Genomic DNA, 19577 nt, shown 5'->3' with positions numbered 1-19577 from the left:
GTGTCGCCGGTCACAGGTTGGGAACCCCCGTAAATTGTCCGGGTGAGCATCTCCTGGGCTGATTCGTACGTCGGGCAGCTGCGTGCCCTGGCCGGCGACCGGACGCTGATGTTCGTCGGCGCGCGGGCCGTGGCGCGCGACAACTCGGCCCGCACCCTGCTGATCCGCCGCTCCGACAACGGTCAGTGGGCGCTGCCTGCCGGCGCGATGGAGCTGGGCGAGTCGATCGCGGACTGCGCGGTGCGGGAGGTACGCGAAGAGACCGGGCTCAGGGCCCTCCGGGTCAGCGCCTTCGCCCTCTACACCGGCCCGGACCGCACCCACACCAACATGTACGGCCACACCTATCAGATCTTCACCACCGCGTTTCGGGTCGAGGAGTGGGACGGCCGGCTGGCCCGGATCACCGACGAGACCATCGACGCGGGCTTCTTCCACCGCGAGGCGATGCCCCAGCCGCTCTCGGCCAGCGTCCTGGAGACCCTGGCCGACCTGGACGTCTTCGAGCAGACCAACCGCCTGATCCTGAAGTGATCAAAAAACTTGGTGGCCTCGCCCGGACGGGCGAGGCCGCCGAACGAGCGCTGCCCCCGGATCAGTGCCGACCCGGATGCTCGAAGGAGGTGATCTTTCCAGGTTTGACCCCGCCGACCGGAGGGGAACCGCCGGCATGGCACGAGCAGCAGCGGAACAGCTCCGGCTCGCCGACGTCGTGCAGAGCTGGCTCGGACGTCCGGTCCTGGTGATCGGCGACGCCATGCTCGACGAGTGGCGGTTCGCGGACTCCGACCGGTTGTGCCGGGAAGCCCCCGCCCCGGTCCTCACCCTGCGCCGCCGCATCTCGGCGGCGGGCGGCGCGGCCAACACCGCCGTCAACATCGCCACGCTGGGCGGGCGCTCGGTGCTGGTGGCACCCGTCGGGGCCGACGCCGCCGGCGATGAGCTGCACGACTGCCTCGACCGGGCCGGTGTCTGGGACCGTACGGTCAGCCAGCCCGGGAGGCCCACCCCGGTGAAGCGTCGAATGCTTGCCGACGACCAGATCCTGCTACGGGAGGACTCCGGCGACCCGGACGACCCGCTCAGCGGCATGGGGGTGGACTGCCTGCTCACCGCCCTGGACTGCGCGAGTGCGGAACTGCGGGCGGCCAGCGGAGGCGAGAAGCCGACCCTGGTGGTCTGTGACTACGGCCTGGGTGCGCTGCCCGCACCGGTCCGCGCCTGGCTGGTCGAGCACCGGGACCGGTACGCCACGGTCGCGCTCGACGCCCACGACCTCGCCGACTGGCGGGGCCTTGCCCCGACCGTGGTGACCCCGAGCTTCGCGGAAGCCACCCGCCTGCTCGCCCGCGCGGGCATGATCGGGCCGACCACGAACCCGGCGGCCACCGCTGACCCGGCCGGTGGGCACGAGCTGCACCTGGAGCATCCCGAGGTCGACCCGGCCGACGGGCCCTCCGAGCTGACCGTGGGAACGGCCCCGGGCCAGGCCGGGATGCGGCGTACCGACGGGCCCACCGGGGAGCCCACCCCGGGCGAGAGCCGGGTGGCGATGACCCGCGACGGGCTCAGTGTGACCGGCGCCGGGGTGACCGTGAACACCGAGGTCGGTGTCGGCGTGGACCGGGCCGTTCTGGCCGAATCCCGGCTCGCCGAGCTGCGCGCCCACACCGGTGCGGCCGTGGTCGCGGTGACCCTGGACACCGAGGGTGCGGTGGTCGGCGGGATCGACGGCGAACCCGCCCGCAGCCACACCACACCCGTGCCCGCCAGTCACACCGTCGGTGCCGGTGACGCGTACCTGGCGGCGATGACGCTCGCGCTGGCCGCCGACGCTTCACTGTCCACCGCCGCCCAACTGGCTCAGCTCGCCGCGACCAGCACCGTCGCCGGCACGGGCACCTGCGTGTGCCGCCGAGAGGACCTGCTGGCCGCGCTGGGCCGGCCGACACCCGACGGCCGGCAGGTGCTTGTCGACACCGGGCACCTGGCGGAGATCGCGGCGGAACACCGGCGCGTCGGCCGCTCGATCGTCTTCACCAACGGCTGCTTCGACGTACTGCACCGAGGGCACGTGCGCTACCTGGAACAGGCCCGCGCCCTCGGCGACCTGCTGGTGGTGGCGGTCAACTCCGACGGCAGCGTACGCCGGTTGAAGGGTGCGGACCGGCCGGTGAACCCGATCGAGGACCGCGCCGCCCTGCTCGCCGCGCTGACCTGCGTCGACCACGTGGTGGTGTTCGAGGAGGATTCGCCGGCCGCCCTCATCGAAGCGGTCCGACCGGACGTCTACGTCAAGGGCGGCGACTACCCTCCCGAGCTGGTGCCGGAGGCGCCACTGGTGCGGCGCCTGGGCGGCCAGGTGCGCACCCTGGGGTACGTGCCGGACCGCTCCACCTCGGCGATCATCGACCGGATCCGCGCGTACGGCCAGGAGGGCGCGACCGGCGCGGAGGCCGGACCGACCGCACCCGCTCCGGAGGTGGAGACCTCCGGCGCGGCCGGAAGCGCCGCCACGACCGGTGCGGACACGCCGCCACTGACCGGCAAGGCGTCGTGAACCGACCCCTCGACGCCGGCACGCCCGCCCAGTTCCGCGTCGACCGGCTGGTCGACGTGCTCGTTCCGACCCGCAACCGGCCCACCGAACTCGCCGTCACCCTCTCCGGGCTCGCCGCCCAGGAGGGGGTGCCGAGGTTCGGCGTGGTGGTCAGCGACCAGTCCGACGGCGACCCCGGGTACGCCCATCCGGCGGCGGCCACCATGGTCCGGGCGCTGCGTCACCGGGGACATCCGGTGCTGCTGACCCGGCGGCTGCCCCGGCGCGGGCTCGCCGAACACCGCGATTTCCTGCTCGCCACCTCCACCGCCCGGTACGTGCTCTTCCTCGACGACGATGTCTGGCTGGAGCCGGGGGCGTTGCGCCGGCTGGTGACCGCGATCGGCGAGCTGGGCTGCGGCTTCGTCGGCAACGGGGTGCACGGCCTGTCCTACCTGGACGACGTGCGGCCGCACACGCACCGGCACTACCGGGAGTGGCCGGGACGCCCGGTGCCGGAGCGGGTCCGGCCGGGCACGCCCGAGTGGGACCGGGCGCGGATTCATTCGGCGGCGAACCTGCTGCACGTGACGGCGTCGCTGAGGCTGGCGGACGACGAATGGCGGGCGTACCAGGTGTCCTGGGTCGGCGGTTGCGTGCTCTACGACCGGGCCAAGCTGGTCGACTCGGGCGGTTTCGACTTCTGGCGTCGGGTGCCGGTGCGGCACCAGGGCGAGGACGTCGCCGCGCAGCTCGCCGTGCTGGCCCGGCACGGCGGCGCCGGTGTCCTGCCCAGCGGCGCCTACCACCTGGAGTCGCCGACCACGGTCACCGAACGCGACGTGGAGGCGTGGGAGGTCGTCCTCGCCGACCCGGAGGCCTGAGCCAGGGACGCCTCAGCGGAACAGCAGCTCGCGGGCGGCTTCGAGCACCTCGGCCACCGGAACGTCGGTGACGAAGGAGTCGCGGTGCGGGCAGTCGCCGTCGCCCGGGCGGTGCGGGTAGATGCCGGGCGTACAGTCCACCCCGCAGACCGGACAGTGCACCGTCCACGAGGTGATCGGCCGATGCCGGCCCCGTAGCACGGGAGCGGTGGTGATCAGGTTGCCGACCCAGAAGATGCCGACCGTGGGGGTACCGACGGCGGCAGCCAGGTGCAGCGGACCGGTGTCGTTGGAAACCACCAGCTCAGAGCCGGCGTAACAGCCGGCCAGCCCACCCAGACTGAGCGTGCCCACCTGCGGCCGGACCGGCACCCCGGCGGTGGCGACCACCCGGTCGACCACCTCCTGCTCGGCAGCGGTGCCGGTGACCAGCACCTCGTACCCGTCGGCGTGCAGCGTCCGGGCCACCTCTCCGAAACGGTCGGCGGGCCAGCGCCGCCGGGTGTCGGTGGCCCCGGGATGCAGCGCCACCCGGGGACGCTCCGGCTCGCCGAGCACGGCCCGCGCCTCGGCCCGGTCAGCCTCGGTGACCGCCAAGCCCGGGGTGATCGTGGTGGCCGGAGCGCCCACCAGGGCCACCGCCTCCAGATAGCGGACCACCTCGTGCTGGTAGTAGACGTAGCGCAGCCAGCGGTCCAGCGGCGGCGCGTCCTCGGCCCGCAGGCCGGCGGTGACCCGGGCGCCGAGCGCGGCCACCAGCGGGTTGGAGTTGGCGCCGCCGCCGTGCAGTTGCAACGCCAGGTCGAACCGTTCCGCGCGGGCGGCGGCCAGGAAGTCGACCATGCTGGACTCCGGCTCGCCGTCGGTCGCCGTCCGGATCCCCGGCGCGGGCGGCACCACCAGCACCCGGTCGACCGGGCCCGGCCGGTCCCGCCACAGCTGCGCGTGCCAGGGCGCGCCGAGCAAAACGATCTCCGCTTTGGGGTACGCCGCCCGCAACGCCTCCAGCGCGGGTAGCACGAAGATGAAATCACCGAGCGCGTTGGCGCGCAGCACCGCGACCCGGGCCACGTCTGGCACCCGGTCGGCGGCCTCTTCCAGCACGGGCGGGGCCACCGGGCGCTCTACCGACCGGAATCGCCGGTGGCGACATCCGGTTGGTGCAGTTCCCGATCCGCCGCCGGGTCGACGCTGCTCGGCACACCGCCGGACGAGCCGGCCGGACGGGGGCCGGTACGGCCGACGGTGATGGTGCGCGGCGCGGGCCGGTTCGCCCGGGGCAGCCGTACCCGCAGCAGACCGTGGTCCATCACCGCGTCGATCGCCTCGGGGTCCACCCGCGACGGCAGTTGCACGCGGTACTCGAAGCCCCGGGTCTCGAAACCGCCGGGAATGCCATGGTCGGCGTTGACCTCGGCCTCCGTGCGCGCCCGTACGCACAGCTCGCGGTCGTCCAGCTCCACCGCGACCTCCTCCGGAGCGACGCCGGGCAGCCGGACGACCACCTCCCAGCCGTCGCTGGTCTCGCCCAGCTCCACCTCGGGCGGACCCGGTCGACCACCGACCAGCCGGCTCAGCTCCGCCCGCAGCGACTGCAACTCGCCCATCGGGTCCCAGCCCTGCTGACCGCCCCGCCAGCCGCGTCCCGGCCTGGTCATCGCGCATCTCCCATCCGTTGACTGGCGGCCACCGGCCGCAGGGAACTCGGCGCGTCGAGGCTGGCCTCCCGGTCGACCCCGACCCCGAGCCGGTCGACGAGTTCACCGCCCAGCCAGCCGCCGACCCCGAGGATGCCGAGCGCCACCACCTCGATGGCGACCAGTGCCCCACCTGCGGCCCGCGAGTCGGCGTTGAGGCGTACCACCCAGACGGCGGCAAAGAGCAGGATCACCGCGACGTTCGCGGCCGCGTGGGTCAGCGCCACCCGCTTGGCCCGGGTACCGGAAGGGATCGCCAGCAGGTCGAACGTCCCGGCCACCGCGGCCAGCAGGCCGCCGATCAGGCCGACGGTGAGATTCCAGTACGCCACCTCGCCGAGGAAGTCCGGCCCGCCGACCGTGTCGACGACGTCGAAGAGCACGGCGGTGACCAGCAGGGCGAACGGAAACATCACGAGCATCGGATGAACAGGATGCCCCAGAATCTTGAGCCGACTCTCCATCTCCGGGCCTCCACTGCTCTCCGAGGGCGCGCAGTGGGTCTGTACCCCCGGGCACCGAGGGACAAACCTCACGGGCGGGTGCGACTATGCTGAACGTGGCGGTTTCCCGCCCGGGTGCCGCCATCACGGTCAACTCCACGGGGAGGCACCCAGTGACGGTGGAGATCACATCCGCAGCCGAATTGACCGAGTTGCTCGGCACCCCGGGCCCCCGCGCAGTCGCCAAGGAGCGCACCAGCCTGCACGAGCGTGATCGGCAGTGGCTCGCCGAGTCGCCGTTCTGCCTGGTGGCCACCGCCGGAGCGGACGGCACCTGCGACGTCTCCCCCAAGGGAGATCCGGCGGGTTTCGCTCTTGTGCTCGACGAGCGGACCATCGCCATTCCGGAGCGTCCCGGCAACAAGCGCGCCGACGGCTACCGCAACATCCTGGCCAATCCGCACGTCGGCCTGATCTTCCTCATCCCAGGGCGCACCGACACCCTGCGGATCAACGGCCGGGCGCGGCTGCTGCGCGACGCGCCCTGGTTCGACGACATGGTGGTCAAGGGGCACCGGCCGGTGCTCGCCGTGGTGGTCGAGATCGAGCAGATCTTCTACCACTGCGCGAAGGCGTTTCTCCGGTCACAACTGTGGCAGCCGGAGACCTGGCCGTCGGACCCGCTGCCCAGCCGGGCCCGCCTGATCAAGGAGGTCGAGGCTCCCGCCGACACCCTTGCCGACCTCGAACGCCACTACGGCCCCCAGTACGCCGCCAACCTCTACGCCTGACCCGCCCCACCTGCCCCGCCCGCGGCTTCGGTGATGTTGCTGCCTGCGGGCTCACCGGCATCGCGATCGTCAACGACGGCATGAGCAGCGACAGGCTGCCCGAGCCGCGCGGCCCGCACGTGGGGCCGAGCGGCGCGCGCCCTGAGCCGCACGGTTCGGCGCGGCCCGGCCACGGTGGAACCGACGGTGCCCCTGCCCAACTGACGGCCGGCGCCACTCTCAAACGTTGCCGAAAACCGGGCCGCCCGCTGCCACGCCACAGGCCGTAAGCCAACGCCAGGCGGAGAAGCACCCCCTATCGACCCGGTGGTGACGGGGTGGACCAGGGTCGACCTCGGAAACGGCGAAGCCAGGCCGTGCGTCGGGCCGGCACGACAGGCCGGGGCCCTGCTCGCGCATCCGTGCCGTAGCGGGACGTCCCGGGGATTAGCACGCGAGCGAACGGGCAGGGTTTATCCAACCACGACATTAGGAAGAGGAATTCGACATGCGCTCCTCGTACTGCCTCGCGCTCCGCCTGCTCCCGGTAGTCGGCGTTGCCGCTGCCGCGACAGGTTGCACGACCACGCCATCCGCCTCTTCTTCCTCCGCACCCCCCACAGTCGGGTCGTCCTCCGCTTCCTCCCCCTCCGTCTCTTCGTCTTCCGGTTCGGACTCGGCGGCCGCGTGCCGGACCGAGGACATGTCGGCCGTCATCACCGCGCAGCCGCATGCCGAGAACGTGGCGCTCGTAACGCTGACCAACGCCGGCCCTGACGCCTGCAGGGTCGACGGCTGGGCCCGCATCTCCCTGGTCAACGCCGCCAACATGGTTGTCGACGTGAACACCGAGAAGGTCGACCAGCCCGGCCCGCCAACGCCGACCACAGTCGAGCCGGACCGGTCCGTGTGGGCCGGCATCAAGTGGACGACCTGCGACAAGGGCAGCAGTGACTGCGCTGCGGGCAACACCCTGAAGTTCAGCCTCGATGCATCCGCTGATGACAAGCCCGCCGAACTCGAGGGCTTCCCGAACCCGGAAGCCAGCAACATCACCATGGGATCGCTGCAGATCGGTTCCCTACAGCCCAGCCGTCAAGGCGTCGTCGCCTGGTGATCCAGCCCTCTGTGCAACCCATCCCACGAGCTCAACGGCAACTGCGCCACCTGCTGGCTTGTCGTGCGTCCCGACCGGTCCGACCCCTGTCGGCCGATGCTCCGCAGGTGGCGGCCAACGTCAGCCGGCGGGCGGCGGCGTTCACCAGGTGAACCGACCGAAGATCAAGATCTTCTCGGATGTCGCCCGGAGTTCACCCGAGGGACTCTGAGGCTCCCTATGGTCTTGCGCCGGCATGTCTTTCGCTGTTGGCGACACCTGGGAGCCCTTGATGAGTCAGGCCATCGACATCCGCACATCGCCGGTGGGGGAGGGTCCGCTGTGGCAGACGATCGTTGCGCAGGCCCGGTGCCGGCCAGCGGCCGCGGCGCTGGTCGATGGCGCAGGTGACCTGACCTACGCGGAACTGATCCACCGCGTCGACGAGCGGGCGACCGAGTTGACGGCAGCCGGGGTGGCTGGCGGCGACCTGGTGGCGCTGCGCCTGCCGCGCGGCCGGGACGCGGTCGTGGCGATGCTGGCGGTCCTGCGGGTGGGCGCGGGCTACGTGCCGATCGATCCTGCCTATCCAGCAGCGCGCCAGGAACTCATCCTCGCCGACGCCCGTCCCCGCGCGGTCATCACCTCGGACGGCGTCGCCGTGACGGACACCGCGCTCGGGGCGGAAGCGGACCGGGCGACCGGCGCGGGAGCGGCTTACGTGGTGTACACGTCCGGGTCGACCGGGCGGCCGAAGGGCGTCGTCGTGCCGGCGTCCGCGCTCGCCGCGTTCTGCGCCGCCGCCCGGCAGCGCTACGAGCTCACCGCCGCCGACCGCGTCCTGCAGTTCGCGTCGTTGAGCTTCGACGCCAGCGTCGAGGAGATCTTCCCGGCCCTGACCTGCGGGGCGGCCGTCGTGCTGCGTGACGACGACATGATCAGCCGTCCGGACCTGTTCCTCGACGGGTGCGCGAGACTGGGCGTCACCGTGTTGGACCTGCCGACCGCGTACTGGCACGACCTGGTCGCCGCCCTCGACCGTGGTGAGGCCACACTGTCCACCACGGTCCGGCTGACGATCATCGGAGGAGAGGCCGCGCGGCCCGAGGCGGTACGCCGTTGGCAGCTGGCCGCCGGCCCAGACGTCCGGTTGCTCAACACCTACGGGCCCACCGAGACCACCGTCGTCGCCACCGCGGCCGACCTGACCGGCTGGTCAGGCGAGACCGTGCCGATCGGGCAGCCGCTGCCCGGCGTGACCTGCCGTGTGCTGGCCGCGGACGGCGCTGAGACACCCGACGGCGAGGCCGGGGAACTGGCGATCAGCGGAGCCCAGGTCGCCACCGGGTACCTGCGCCGCCCGGAGCTGACCGGTGAGCGGTTCCGACCCGGACCGGCTGGCCGCGAGTACCGCACCGGGGACCGGGTGCGCCGGGGCGCAGACGGGTCCCTGGAGTTCCTGGGACGCCTCGACGACCAGATGAAGATCCGCGGTTTCCGGGTGGAGCCCGGGGAGATCGAGGCCGCGTTACGGACCGTGCCGGGCATCGAGGACGCCGTCGTGCTGCTCAGCGAGCGGGGCGGGCAGGCCCGACTGATTGGGCATGTGGTGGCGGGCCGCGCCATCGATCTGACCGCAGTGCGCGCCGCCCTGGCTGAGATGCTGCCCGCATACCTGGTCCCGGCGGCACTGGTACGCCACGAACGCCTGCCGCTGACCGTGCAGGGCAAGGTCGATCGGCGGGCCCTGGCCGCCGTGGGCCCGGACAGCCCGGCCGAGGACAGCACCTTCACCCCGGCGCAGCGCGCGGTCGCCGACATCTGGACGGCGGTGCTCGGCATCCCGCAGGTACGCCCGGACGACGACTTCCTCGCACTCGGCGGCGACTCACTCGACGCAGTACGGATACTCAACGCCCTGCGACACGAGCACGGCGTGGAGCTGACGCTGAGCCGGCTGTACGCCGCGCCGACCCTGGCCGAGGTGGCCAGCCTCGTACCGAGCGCCGGCCCCGGCGGGGCGGCCGAGGCGGTCGCCGTGGCCGAGGGTGTGCCGGTGCCGCTGAGCTCGCTGCAGCGGGACTTCTGGGTCGCCGAGCAGGTCTGCGCCGGCCTGCCCGCACACACCCTGGGCATTCGCTACCGCTTCGCCGAGCCGGTCGACCCCACCGCGCTGGCCCAGGCCCTCACCGCGTTGGCCCGTAGGCACCCGTTGCTGCGCGCCCGTTTTCCCGACGACGGTGCCGAGCCGTGCATGGTGATCGGCTCGGACGCCGTGCTCGAGTTGGTACGGGGAGAGCCGGTCACGGCGAAGTTCGACCTCGCCGCCGGGCCGCTCGTGCGGGCCTACCTGAACACCGACGGTACGGAGCTTGTCCTGGTCGTACATCATCTGGTGTTCGACGGCTGGTCCGCCACGGTCGTTGGGGATGAGTTGGCCGCGCTGTACGGCGCCGCCCATACCGGGGCGGAGCCGGACCTGGCACCTCCCGCCGCGCTGCCCGATCTGGCGGCACGGAACCTGGTTGCCCGCAGCGACGCGAAGCTGCGGGAGTACTGGCGGCAGCGGTTCGTCGACGCCGACCTCGACCTGGAACTGCCCGCCGACCGGCCGCGCCCGGTGGCCCGGTCCTTCGCCGCCGCGCGGCTGACCCGCGCGGTCGACCCCACGCTGCTGGCACGGTTGCGCGCCTGCGCCCAGGGTGAGCGCGCCAGCCTGTTCATGGTGGTGCTGGCCGGGCTGCAGACGGTCCTCGCCCGCTACACCGGCCGCACCGACGTGACCGTGCTGACCCCGGTGGCCGGGCGCATCGGACCGGGGGAGGCGCCCCTGGTCGGACCGCTGCTCAACATCCTGCCGCTGCGGGGCGACCTGTCCGGCGCACCCACGTTCGCCCAGTTGGTCACCCGGGTGCGTGACGCCGTGCTGGCCGACCTCGACCACCAGTCGCTCGCCCTGCCCGACCTGGTCGACGCGTTGGCGCGCCCCGGCAGCGGCAACCGCAACCGGATCAGCCCGGTGATGCTCACCGTGCAGAACACGCCGGCGCCGCGCGCCCCGGCCGTGCGGTACGCCGGGGAACTCGCGCCTGCCGCCACCATGGTGGACCTCGCCGTCGGCCTGGACTTCCCGGTCGACGGACCGGTGCTGAGCATCGACTACGCCACCGAGTTGTTCGACGAGGCGCGAGTGGCGGCCCTGGCCGATCACCTGCTCACCCTGCTGACCGCTGCCGTGAGTGACCCGGATACCGAGGTGCTCCGCCTGCCGCTGCTGACCGCGCAGGAGCGGCACCGGATCCTGTACGAGTGGAACGAGGTCGCGGCACCCGTGCCGGACGCGACGACGGTCCACGAGCTGTTCGAGCGGCACGCCGTGGCCACGCCCGACGCCCCGGCGCTGACCTTCCGTGGCGACACGATGAGCTACGGCGAACTGAACTCGCGGGCCAACCGGATCGCCCGACGGTTGCGGGCCGAGGGTGTCCGCCCGGGCGAACGCGTGGCGATCTGCCTGGATCGGGCGCTCGACCTGTTCGCGGCGATGTGGGCGGTGCTCAAGGCCGGCGCGGCGTACGTGCCGCTCGACCGGGCATATCCGCGCGAACGGCTCGACTACATGCTCGCCGACAGCGGCGCCGCCGTGCTCGTCGACGCCGCGTACCTGCGCGACCCGCTGCCGGAGGACGGCAGCAACCTGGCGCCGACCGCCACCGCGGACGACCCGGCGTACGTCATCTACACCTCCGGCTCCACCGGCAAGGCCAAGGGCGTCGTGGTGACGCATCGCAACCTGGTGCACGCCGCCGGCATGTGGCAGCGCGCCTACGACCTGCGACCGGAATGGACCTACCAGCAGGCCGCCAGCTTCTCCTTCGACATGTTCGTCGGGGAGACGCTGCGAGCCCACACCACCGGCGGCCGGCTGGTCGTCGTCCCCCGCGAGACACTGCTGGATCCCGCCGAGCTGTACGGGCTGATGCGCACCGAACGGGTCGAGTGCACGGAACTGGTCCCGGCCGTGCTGCGCGGGCTGCTCGCCCACGCCGACCGCACGGGTGCTGGGCTGCCCTGGCTGCGGATGCTCATCGGCGGCGGCGAGAAGTGGCACGTACACGAGTACGAGCTGGCCCGCCGCCTGGTCGGGCCGTACGGCCGGGTGGTCAACGCGTACGGCGTGACCGAGGTGACCGTCGACAACGTCTGGTTCGACGGCTCCGCAGCGCACCTGCCGGCCGAGGCGCCGTTGCCGATCGGGCGCCCGTTCCCCAACAACCGGGTGTACGTGCTGGACAGCCACGGCGAGCCGGTACCCGCTGGTGTCGTCGGTGAGCTGTACCTCGGCGGGGCCGGTGTCGCACCCGGATACCACCAGCGGCCCGAACTGACCGCCGAGCGTTTCGTCGCGGACCCCTACGCCCCCGAGCCCGGGGCCCGCATGTACCGCACCGGCGACGCCGCCCGCTTCCACGCCGACGGGACGGTCGACTTCCTCGGCCGCCTCGACGACCAGGTCAAGGTCAACGGTTACCGGATCGAGCTTGGTGAGGTGGAGGCCGTGCTCGGCACCCTGCCGGGCATCGCGTCGTGCGCGGTCGCCGTGCACACTCCGGCCTCCGGCATCGCCCGGCTGATCGGGTACGTGGTCACGGCGACCGGCGAGGAGCCCGACGAGGCCGCGCTCCGCGATGCGCTGGCCCGTGCCCTGCCCGTGCACATGATCCCCGCCCGCGTGCTGAGCCTGCCCGCGCTGCCGTTGACACCCAACGGCAAGCTCGACCGGCGCCGTCTGCCCGCGCCGCCGCAGACGGGTGCCGACGTGACCGGCCCCGCACCGGAAACACCGCGGGAGAAGGAGATCGCCGCGGCCTTGACCGCCGTGCTCGGGGTCGCTGACATCGGTCTGGACGACAGCTTCTTTGCCCTCGGCGGGGACTCGTTCGCCGCGCTGAAGTTGGTCCGGCAGATCACGCCGGCACCCACGCTGCTCGACCTCTACCAGCAGCCGACCGTACGCCGACTCGCGGCGCTGCTGGACAGCCGCGCGGAGAGCCCGCCCGCCGAGCGGCGGATGCTGCACCGGCTCACCCCGCGCGACGCGGACCTCGCCGCCGGTGGCGTGACCGTCGTCGCCGTCCCGTACTCGGGTGGCAGCGCGGTCGCCTACCAGCCACTGGCCGACGCGCTGCCGTCCACCTGGGCCCTGCAGAGCGTCGAGCTGCCCGGGCACGACTACGCGCGTCCCGACGAGCCGCTGCTGCCCTCGGCCGAGGTGGCCGAGCGGGTGCTCGCCGAGCTGCGGCAGATCGACGGTCCGGTGCTGCTGTACGGTCACTGCCTCGGCGTGGCCGTCACCATCCAGATCGCCCGGCGCGCCGAGCAGGCGGGCGTCGAGTTGGCGGGGGTGGCGCTCGGTGCCGGCTTCCCGACTGCCCGGCTGCCTGGACGGATCTTCGACTGGTTCTACCGACTGGTGCCGACCGACGCGCTCACCTCCGACCGTGAGTATCTGGCCTACCTGCGGGGCCGCGGCGGCTTCACCGACGTGGACGACCCGCAGCAGCAGGCGTTCGTGCTGCGCAACGTCCGGCACGACGCCCGCGACGCCGAGGAGTTCTTCACCGCCGCCTACGCGGGAGAGACCGCTCGGCTTAAGGCCCCCGTGCTGGCCGTGGTCGGTTCGCGAGATCGGGTCACCGAGCACTACCAGGAGCGCTTCCACGAATGGGAGCACTTCGGTGAGGGCGGGGTACGCCTCGCGGTCCTGCCCAAGGCCGGGCACTTCTTCGTCAAGTCGCACGCGCAGCCGCTGGCCGCCGAACTCGTGTCGTTCGCAGCGGGCGGGGCGACCGAACCCGAGGCACAGAACCACCAGACCGGCCCGGCGCCGAGCCTTGCGCGCTTCGCGACGGTCGCCGCGGGCCAGTTCCTCTCGATGATCGGCAGTGGGCTCAGCACGCTCGTACTCAGCATCTGGGTCTTCCAACGCACCGGGTCCCTCACCGACTTCGCCGTCGTCAACGCGATCGGCCTGCTCCCCGGCATCCTCGTCGGCCCGGTCGCCGGCGCGGTCGCTGACCGCTGGGACCGGCGACGGGTGATGCTCGCCAGCGACGCCGTCGCCGGCGTCTCCATAGCGACCCTCGCCCTCGCGGTGATCGCCGGGGGTGGCCTACAACTCTGGCAGGTCTACCTGGCGGTGTCGGTCACCTCGATGGCCGGCGCGTTTCAGCGGCCCGCTTACCTGGCGGCCGTCGCCCAACTGGTGCCCAAGCGGTTCCTCGGGCATGCCAACGGCATCAGCCAGCTCGGCGTATCGGTCGGTACCGTGTTCGCCCCGCTGCTCGGTGCCGGCCTGATCGCCACCGTCGGCGTCTCCGGCGTGCTACTCATCGACACGGCCACCTTCACGGTCGGGGTGCTGTCCCTCCTGCTCGTGCGCTTCCCGAATCTGATGTTCCACCGGCGGGAGGAGACGTTCCGCACCGAGATCGCCAACGGGTGGCGCTACGTTACCCGCCGCCCTGGTCTGCGCGCCGCGTTGCGGTTCTTCATCGTCGACCACGCCTTCTACACGCTCGGTTTCGCCGTCATCACGCCGATGCTGCTCATCGAGCAGAGCCCGGCGGTGCTCGGTCTGGCCCTTGGCGCCGGGGGCGTCGGAGGACTCGCCGGCAGTGTCGTCATGGGACTCTGGGGTGGGACCGTCCGCCGCGCTCACGGGCTCATCCTCTTCATGGGCCTGGCGAGCATCGCGATGACCGTCATCGGACTCGGCGCTGGCCCGGTCTGGGTGACAGTGGGCATGTTCCTGCTGACCTTCGGCGAGTCACTGGCCGAGGGGCACTGGATCGCCGTCGTGCAGACAAAGGTCGGCTTCGAGCTCCAAGGCCGCGTTCTGTCGATCTTCATCTCCCTGATGATGCTCACGATGCCGCTCGGCTACCTGGTGGTCGGCCCCCTCGCCGAACGGTACGTCCAGCCGCTGCTCGAACCCGGCGGTGCCCTCGCCGGCAGTGTCGGTCAGATACTCGGCACCGGACCCGGCCGTGGCCTCGCGCTGCTGGTCACCGTCAGCGGCCTGCTGCAACTCGGGTGGGCCATCCGGGGCTGGCTCGACCGCCGGCTGCGTCTGCTCGAGGACGACCTGCCCGATGCCCTCCCAGCCGCCGAGATCGGCTCCCGCGACGACCTGCAGCGCGCGGCCGACGCCGCCCTTTCCGCCACCCGCTGACCCCTCCCGAAAGGCACCACGTGTCTGTCGACACCTGCACCGAGCACCCCGTGGACGCGTACGGAACCCCCCTGATCGACCTCGGTGACCTGGTTCCCGGCGCCCGGATCCTCGTCAAGGACGAGACCCGCTACGCCTCCGGAAGCCACAAGGAACCCGCCGCACGTCAGGTCGTCGCCCGGGCCATCGCCGAGGGTCGACGCCGCATCGTGATCGCCACCTGCGGCAACTACGGACGTGCGATGGCCATGGCCTGCGGCGCGATCGGCATGCCCTGCACCGTCGTGCTGCCCACCGGCTGGAGCGACGGCGGCGCCTTCATGCGGACCGCGGGCGCAGACGTGCACCTCGTCGACGGCAGTTACGAGGACGCGGTCGACGAGTCCAAGCGGCTCGCCGCCCTCGACGGCGCGATCGACGGCAACGTCGACGGCCCCTACGTCGACGCCGTGTTCACCGGACACGGCACCGTCGCCGACGCCCTGCACGCGGAGCTGGACGGGCCCCCGGCGGGGCTGTGGATCCCGGTCGGCAACGGCACCACCGTCATCGCCGTGCACCGCGCCCTGCGACGCCTCGGGTGGGCCGTCCCGCTGCATGGCGTCGGCTCGGCCGGCAACAACCCGCTGGTGACGAGCTGGCCGGGCCCGTACCGGATGCTCGCCCCGGACGGCGTCACGACGACCGACCACAACCAGCCGTTGGTCAACTGGCACGCGCTGCAGGGGCCCGAGGCGCTGGACGCGATCGCAGCCAGTGGCGGTGCCGTGCACGCGGCCACCGACGACGAGTTGCTCGCCGCGCGCCACCTGCTCGCCGCGTACGGCGCTCGGCCCACCGCCGCCGGCTCGGTGGCCCTGGCCGGACTGCTCGCTCACGCCCACAGCACCGTGTTGACCGGGACCCATGTGGTCCTGCTCAGCGGCCGCTGATCCCACCCGCACACCCGCCCGCGAGGAAAGTTCCATGACGGTTACCGCCGCGCCCGCACCCATCTCGACCTCCACGCCCGCCCCCGCCCTGCTGTTCGCCCGATCCCGCGTCACCGGCGCCGACGAGCGGGTCTTTCTCGGCAAGCTCTGCGCCCTGGCTCTGCTCACCGCGGCCGGCGTCACGCTCGCCCTACGTCCGGAGCCGCTCGCGGTCGTCGCCGGGGTGCTGCTGCTCGCCGCCATGTACACCCACGCCGTCGAGCTGCAGCACCAGGCACTGCACCACTCCGCGTTCCGCAGGGCATGGCTTCACCGCCTGGTCGGGGTGCCGCTCGGCCTGCCGCTGTTCGTGATCTACAGCCACTACCGGGTACGGCACCTGCAGCATCACCGCTTCCTGGGCACACCGCAGGACACCGAGTTCTTCGGGTTCGACACGCGCCAGCCGCTGACCCTCGCCAGGTTGCTGCGCGGTGCGTTCGACTACCAGCGGGTCCTGTCCGTGCTGTGGGACATCGCCCGCACCGCGACCGGCCGTTGGACCTACGAGTTCGGCGACATCAGCCCCAAGATGCGGCGTCACGTGGGGCAGGAGCACCTGATCCAAGGCGCGGCGGTCGTGGCCGCGGCCGGTCTGACCATCGCCGGTCTGGGTGAGTACGTGTTGCTGGTCTGGGTACTGCCGCTTGTGGCCGCCGTGCCGATGCACTTCCTCGTAGAGCTGCCCGAGCACCTCCTCTGCGACACCGACACCACCGACGTGCTCCGCAACACCCGGTCGATCCGGGGCAGCTGGTGGAGTACCTGGTACACCAATGGCAACAACCTGCACATCGAGCACCACGCCGCGATGAGCGTACCCATCAACCAGCTTCGCGATCGGCACGACGAGGCGCGGCTGTTCGCGACACACGTCGAGAAGACGTACGCCGACTTCTACCGCAAGCTCTGGCGTGCGCTTCGATCGGATCGCAGCGATCCCCGCCCCGGCTGACCAGCTCAGCCTGTCCCGACGACCGGAGGTCCCAAGCGATCAGCAGGATACCGGGCATCAGGTAGTTGGCGTAGTTGTCGGTGTTGGCCTGGATCGCGCCGCCGAACACGTATCGGAACAACAGCAGGAACGCGATGGGCATGATCGTGACGGTGATGATGGTGTCAAGGCTGCGGATCACGTGCTTGATCGAGCGGTCGAGCATCACGCCGGTGTCGCTGAGAACGTGGGTGGTCATGTTCAGGCCTGCTTTCCGACGACGGAGAGGAACACTTCCTCGAGGGTGGGCTGCCGTTCCACGTACTCGACCTTGGCTGGTGGGAGCAGCTTCCGCAGGTCGGCCAGGGTGCCGGAGACGATGATGGTGCCCTCGTGCAGGATCGCGATCCGGTCCGCCAGTTTCTCGGCCTCTTCCAGGTACTGCGTGGTCAGCAGCACCGTCGTCCCACCGCCGGCGAGCTTCTGGATTTCTTTCCACACCTCGATGCGGCCCCCGGGGTCGAGGCCGGTGGTCGCTCGTCGAGGAAGATGATCGGAGGGTCGCCGATGAGGCTCATCGCGATGTCGAGCCGGCGGCGCATGCCTCCCGAGTAGGTCCCGACGCGGCGCCCACCGGCGTCGGCCAGGCCGAACCGGTCGAGCAGTTCGTCCGCGGTCTCGCGGGGGTTGCCGACCCAGCGGAGCCGGCCGACCATCACCAGGTTCTCCCGGCCGGTGAGGATCTCGTCCACAGCGGCGAACTGCCCGGTCAGGCTGATCGATTCGCGCACCCGCAGCGGCTCGGACCCGACGTCGAACCCGTTGACGCTTGCCGTGCCGCCGTCCGGCTTGAGCAGGGTGGACAGGATGCGTACGACGGTGGTCTTGCCGGCGCCGTTCGAGCCGAGCAGCGCGAAGATGCTGCCGGGCGCCACCTCGAAGTCGACGCCCTTGAGGACGGGTAGTTCCTTGTAGGACTTGCGTAGTCCGTCGACCCGGATCGCCGGGCTGGCTCTTGCCATGTGCCGCCTCCTGTGTTCGGGCATGGGGCATCGTCGGGCGGCCGCCGTCGGCTCCGTCCGTGATGTGGGGATGTGTGTGATCGACGGGCGAGCCTGCGGCTCGTCCGTGGCTGGTCAGGCGTGGATCAGATGTCGAGATCCTCGATCGTCGGTTCGTGGACGGCGTCGAGAACCAGCTCGTAAAGCTCGGGCGGGATCATCTCGCGCAGCGCGTCCAGGTCGTCAGCGATGCGCAGGCTGGAGTCGGCGGGGATGCGTGTCCAGGACTGGTTGGCGCTCCAGTCGCCGACCCAGGCGCGCCAGCCGGTGCGGTATTTCTCGGCGTTCGGTGCGTTGTTCACGTGCGCCTCGGACCGCTCGAGGTGAACGACGTACTTCCCGCTGCGGGTCCGGTAGATCCGGTAGGTCTCGTCGCGCTCGTTGCCGGTCCGCTCCATCTCTGCCATCAGCATTCCGGAGAACCGCTGTTTGCGGCCGAGCCCGGGCCCGACGCGCACGACGACGTCGTCGTACCCCTGCTGCCGGCCTTCCTCGACCTCGACGTAACGGCGTAGCGCGGCGGCGATGGCCGCCGACAGGGTGCCGCCGGCGAGTTCCTGGGCGCGCTGGAACAGCGGCAGGTCGTCGTCGGACACGTAAATGGTCTTGTTGGGCATGACCCGACTATACGCACACCTATACGTACACGCACCGCCTGGTCTACTGGCTGAGGGACTCCTGATAGACGTCGGCGTGGGTGGGCGAGTCCTTGATCAAGTCATCGCAGAAGGCGGCAACGTCGGTGCCGGTGACCTCCAGAACGCCCTTGCCGGCGGCGACGCCCTCCTCGAAGAAGTCGAGAATTCCACGAAGCAGGTCCCCGTCGAGCAGATCGATCGGCCCGACCTTGAACAGGTAGCGCTGCATCTCCTGGTAGACGATCCGATAGTCGGGCGGGAGAGCCTTGACCCGAGCGACATGCGCCCGCCACTGCTTCTTGCCCTCGATGATGTCCTGGATGCTCATGTCAGTCTCCCAACCGGGCCAGCTTGCGTGCGACGTTCCGGTTTAACTGCTCCCGCCACCGGTCGCGGTAACTGCGGGCTCCCACTCCGCCGGCCAGCGCCGCCGAGAAGCCGGCGATGTCGTCGCCGAGCACCTCGTCGATGCCCTGTCCGTCGGCTGCGGCCTCCTCGAGCAACCCGAGCGCGGCGTCGGCGATCGGGGTCAGGTTGCGGCCCGTGAAGCTCCCGTACGGAGAGAGGTGAGCCACGATCTGTTCCCACGCGGCCTGATAGTCGGCCGGCAACGCCTGCGCCCGGGCTTCGAACGCCTTCCAATCCCGGGTCAGATCGCTGCCCGTGACGGTCTCCCAGAAGCTCATGCCCCGCCCTCCCTGAGTTTGTCGATCCGCGAGGAGACGTACTGCCACTTCGCCCAGAACGTCGCGAGCTCCCTGCGCCCGGCGTCGTTGAGCGTGTAAAACTTGCGCGGCGGACCCACTTCGGACGGCCGCTTCGACACCTGGACGAGCCCGTTGCGCTCCAGGCGCAAAAGAATGGTGTAAACCGTGCCGTCGATGACGTCGGCGAAACCGAGCTCGTTCAGCCGGCGCGTGATGGCGTACCCGTAGGTCTCCTGGCGGCCGATAATTTCGAGCACGCAGCCCTCGAGCGTGCCCTTCAGCATCTCGGTCAGATCCTCCACCGCGGCTCCCCAATCCGGTATCTGGCACCACCGGGTACCGCTATACCGTAGCACCGAGTACCACTAGCAGGTAGTACCGGGTACTGGGGATTTTGCCTGTCGGGAGCGGAGGCGGTAGCCCGCGCCAGGCCCGGCATGAAGGAGGGCCGCGCAGGCAGGCGCAGCAGGTCCTGGGGCGCTTCCGTGGCACCAAGGTCCTGGTCTGACCAACGGCGACGCCTGGTCGCGTGGCAGAGTTTTTCGGGGGGGCGACTCAAATCTTCATTGATACAAACGATGCCCAGACCAGCGTCTCCGCTGG

The 19577-nt window shown here is 71.2% G+C and carries 15 protein-coding genes and 2 pseudogenes; 8 read left to right on the top strand and 9 right to left on the bottom strand.

What is annotated here, in order from left to right; all coding sequences use genetic code 11:
• Positions 1–42: 42 nt before the first annotated feature.
• From AC2CHE_RS01215 to AC2CHE_RS01205, 3 genes are all read left to right on the top strand, one after another.
• Positions 43–534 (top strand): NUDIX domain-containing protein, encoded by a 492-nt coding sequence (locus AC2CHE_RS01215; protein ID WP_484502986.1) that lies wholly within the window; start codon positions 43–45, stop codon positions 532–534.
• 136 nt (positions 535–670) lie between these two features.
• Positions 671–2560, top strand: coding sequence for a D-glycero-beta-D-manno-heptose 1-phosphate adenylyltransferase (gene rfaE2 / locus AC2CHE_RS01210; protein ID WP_484502985.1), 1890 nt, complete (start codon positions 671–673; stop codon positions 2558–2560).
• Positions 2557–3423, top strand: a complete 867-nt coding sequence (locus AC2CHE_RS01205; protein ID WP_484502984.1) for a glycosyltransferase family 2 protein — start codon at positions 2557–2559, stop codon at positions 3421–3423. The genes rfaE2 and AC2CHE_RS01205 overlap by 4 nt, the downstream gene beginning before the upstream one ends.
• A gap of 12 nt (positions 3424–3435) precedes the next feature.
• Here AC2CHE_RS01205 and AC2CHE_RS01200 read toward each other — a convergent pair whose 3' ends face one another.
• Genes AC2CHE_RS01200 through AC2CHE_RS01190 form a run of 3 tightly spaced genes read right to left on the bottom strand, consistent with a single transcriptional unit; the run spans position 3436 to position 5584 of the window.
• Positions 3436–4539, bottom strand: a complete 1104-nt coding sequence (locus AC2CHE_RS01200) for a glycosyltransferase family 9 protein (RefSeq protein WP_484502983.1) — start codon at positions 4537–4539, stop codon at positions 3436–3438.
• A gap of 8 nt (positions 4540–4547) precedes the next feature.
• Positions 4548–5081 (bottom strand): Hsp20/alpha crystallin family protein, encoded by a 534-nt coding sequence (locus AC2CHE_RS01195; protein WP_484502982.1) that lies wholly within the window; start codon positions 5079–5081, stop codon positions 4548–4550.
• Positions 5078–5584, bottom strand: coding sequence for a DUF2231 domain-containing protein (locus AC2CHE_RS01190; RefSeq protein ID WP_484502981.1), 507 nt, complete (start codon positions 5582–5584; stop codon positions 5078–5080). The genes AC2CHE_RS01195 and AC2CHE_RS01190 overlap by 4 nt, the downstream gene beginning before the upstream one ends.
• Positions 5585–5736: 152 nt before the next feature.
• Here AC2CHE_RS01190 and AC2CHE_RS01185 point away from each other — a divergent pair, with 152 nt between their 5' ends.
• The 5 genes from AC2CHE_RS01185 (at position 5737) to AC2CHE_RS01165 (ending at position 16589) form a co-directional block, all read left to right on the top strand.
• Positions 5737–6354, top strand: a complete 618-nt coding sequence (locus tag AC2CHE_RS01185; RefSeq protein WP_484502980.1) for a pyridoxamine 5'-phosphate oxidase family protein — start codon at positions 5737–5739, stop codon at positions 6352–6354.
• A 487-nt stretch (positions 6355–6841) separates the two neighbouring features.
• On the top strand, positions 6842–7450 hold the full coding sequence (locus AC2CHE_RS01180; protein ID WP_484502979.1) for a DUF4232 domain-containing protein: 609 nt from the start codon (positions 6842–6844) through the stop codon (positions 7448–7450).
• Positions 7451–7721: 271 nt separating this feature from the next.
• On the top strand, positions 7722–14663 hold the full coding sequence (locus AC2CHE_RS01175; protein WP_484502978.1) for a non-ribosomal peptide synthetase/MFS transporter: 6942 nt from the start codon (positions 7722–7724) through the stop codon (positions 14661–14663).
• Between the two features lie 20 nt (positions 14664–14683).
• Positions 14684–15595 (top strand): pyridoxal-phosphate dependent enzyme, encoded by a 912-nt coding sequence (locus tag AC2CHE_RS01170; RefSeq protein ID WP_484502977.1) that lies wholly within the window; start codon positions 14684–14686, stop codon positions 15593–15595.
• A 34-nt stretch (positions 15596–15629) separates the two neighbouring features.
• A complete protein-coding gene (locus AC2CHE_RS01165) occupies positions 15630–16589 on the top strand; it encodes a fatty acid desaturase family protein (RefSeq protein ID WP_484502976.1) in 960 nt (319 codons plus the stop codon).
• Between the two features lie 37 nt (positions 16590–16626).
• Here the strand turns inward: AC2CHE_RS01165 and AC2CHE_RS01160 are convergent.
• The 6 genes and pseudogenes from AC2CHE_RS01160 to AC2CHE_RS01135 all read right to left on the bottom strand — a co-directional run.
• A pseudogene (locus AC2CHE_RS01160) lies at positions 16627–16827 on the bottom strand (ABC transporter permease); the annotation flags it as partial.
• Positions 16828–16829: 2 nt separating this feature from the next.
• A pseudogene (locus AC2CHE_RS01155) lies at positions 16830–17614 on the bottom strand (ABC transporter ATP-binding protein).
• A 101-nt stretch (positions 17615–17715) separates the two neighbouring features.
• Complete coding sequence (locus AC2CHE_RS01150; RefSeq protein WP_092380978.1) at positions 17716–18246, bottom strand: EXLDI protein; 531 nt, start codon at positions 18244–18246, stop codon at positions 17716–17718.
• Between the two features lie 43 nt (positions 18247–18289).
• A complete protein-coding gene (locus tag AC2CHE_RS01145) occupies positions 18290–18595 on the bottom strand; it encodes a DUF1048 domain-containing protein (protein WP_092380979.1) in 306 nt (101 codons plus the stop codon).
• Between the two features lies 1 nt (position 18596).
• Positions 18597–18953, bottom strand: a complete 357-nt coding sequence (locus AC2CHE_RS01140; protein ID WP_484502975.1) for a DUF1048 domain-containing protein — start codon at positions 18951–18953, stop codon at positions 18597–18599.
• On the bottom strand, positions 18950–19276 hold the full coding sequence (locus AC2CHE_RS01135) for a PadR family transcriptional regulator (protein WP_484502974.1): 327 nt from the start codon (positions 19274–19276) through the stop codon (positions 18950–18952). The genes AC2CHE_RS01140 and AC2CHE_RS01135 overlap by 4 nt, the downstream gene beginning before the upstream one ends.
• Between the last annotated feature and the right edge of the window lie 301 nt (positions 19277–19577).

This window comes from Micromonospora sp. ATLC16 (genome assembly GCF_057196645.1).
This window is presented reverse-complemented; position numbering and strand designations above follow the sequence as displayed.

What these genes read in the sequence shown, in the direction of transcription:
- rfaE2 (WP_484502985.1), top strand. Translation starts at nt 671, where the DNA reads ATGGCACGAGCAGCAGCGGAACAGCTCCGGCTCGCCGACGTCGTGCAG.
- AC2CHE_RS01195 (WP_484502982.1), bottom strand. Translation starts at nt 5,081, where the DNA reads ATGACCAGGCCGGGACGCGGCTGGCGGGGCGGTCAGCAGGGCTGGGAC.
- AC2CHE_RS01190 (WP_484502981.1), bottom strand. Translation starts at nt 5,584, where the DNA reads ATGGAGAGTCGGCTCAAGATTCTGGGGCATCCTGTTCATCCGATGCTC.
- AC2CHE_RS01180 (WP_484502979.1), top strand. Translation starts at nt 6,842, where the DNA reads ATGCGCTCCTCGTACTGCCTCGCGCTCCGCCTGCTCCCGGTAGTCGGC.
- AC2CHE_RS01175 (WP_484502978.1), top strand. Translation starts at nt 7,722, where the DNA reads ATGAGTCAGGCCATCGACATCCGCACATCGCCGGTGGGGGAGGGTCCG.
- AC2CHE_RS01165 (WP_484502976.1), top strand. Translation starts at nt 15,630, where the DNA reads ATGACGGTTACCGCCGCGCCCGCACCCATCTCGACCTCCACGCCCGCC.
- AC2CHE_RS01150 (WP_092380978.1), bottom strand. Translation starts at nt 18,246, where the DNA reads ATGCCCAACAAGACCATTTACGTGTCCGACGACGACCTGCCGCTGTTC.
- AC2CHE_RS01145 (WP_092380979.1), bottom strand. Translation starts at nt 18,595, where the DNA reads ATGAGCATCCAGGACATCATCGAGGGCAAGAAGCAGTGGCGGGCGCAT.
- AC2CHE_RS01140 (WP_484502975.1), bottom strand. Translation starts at nt 18,953, where the DNA reads ATGAGCTTCTGGGAGACCGTCACGGGCAGCGATCTGACCCGGGATTGG.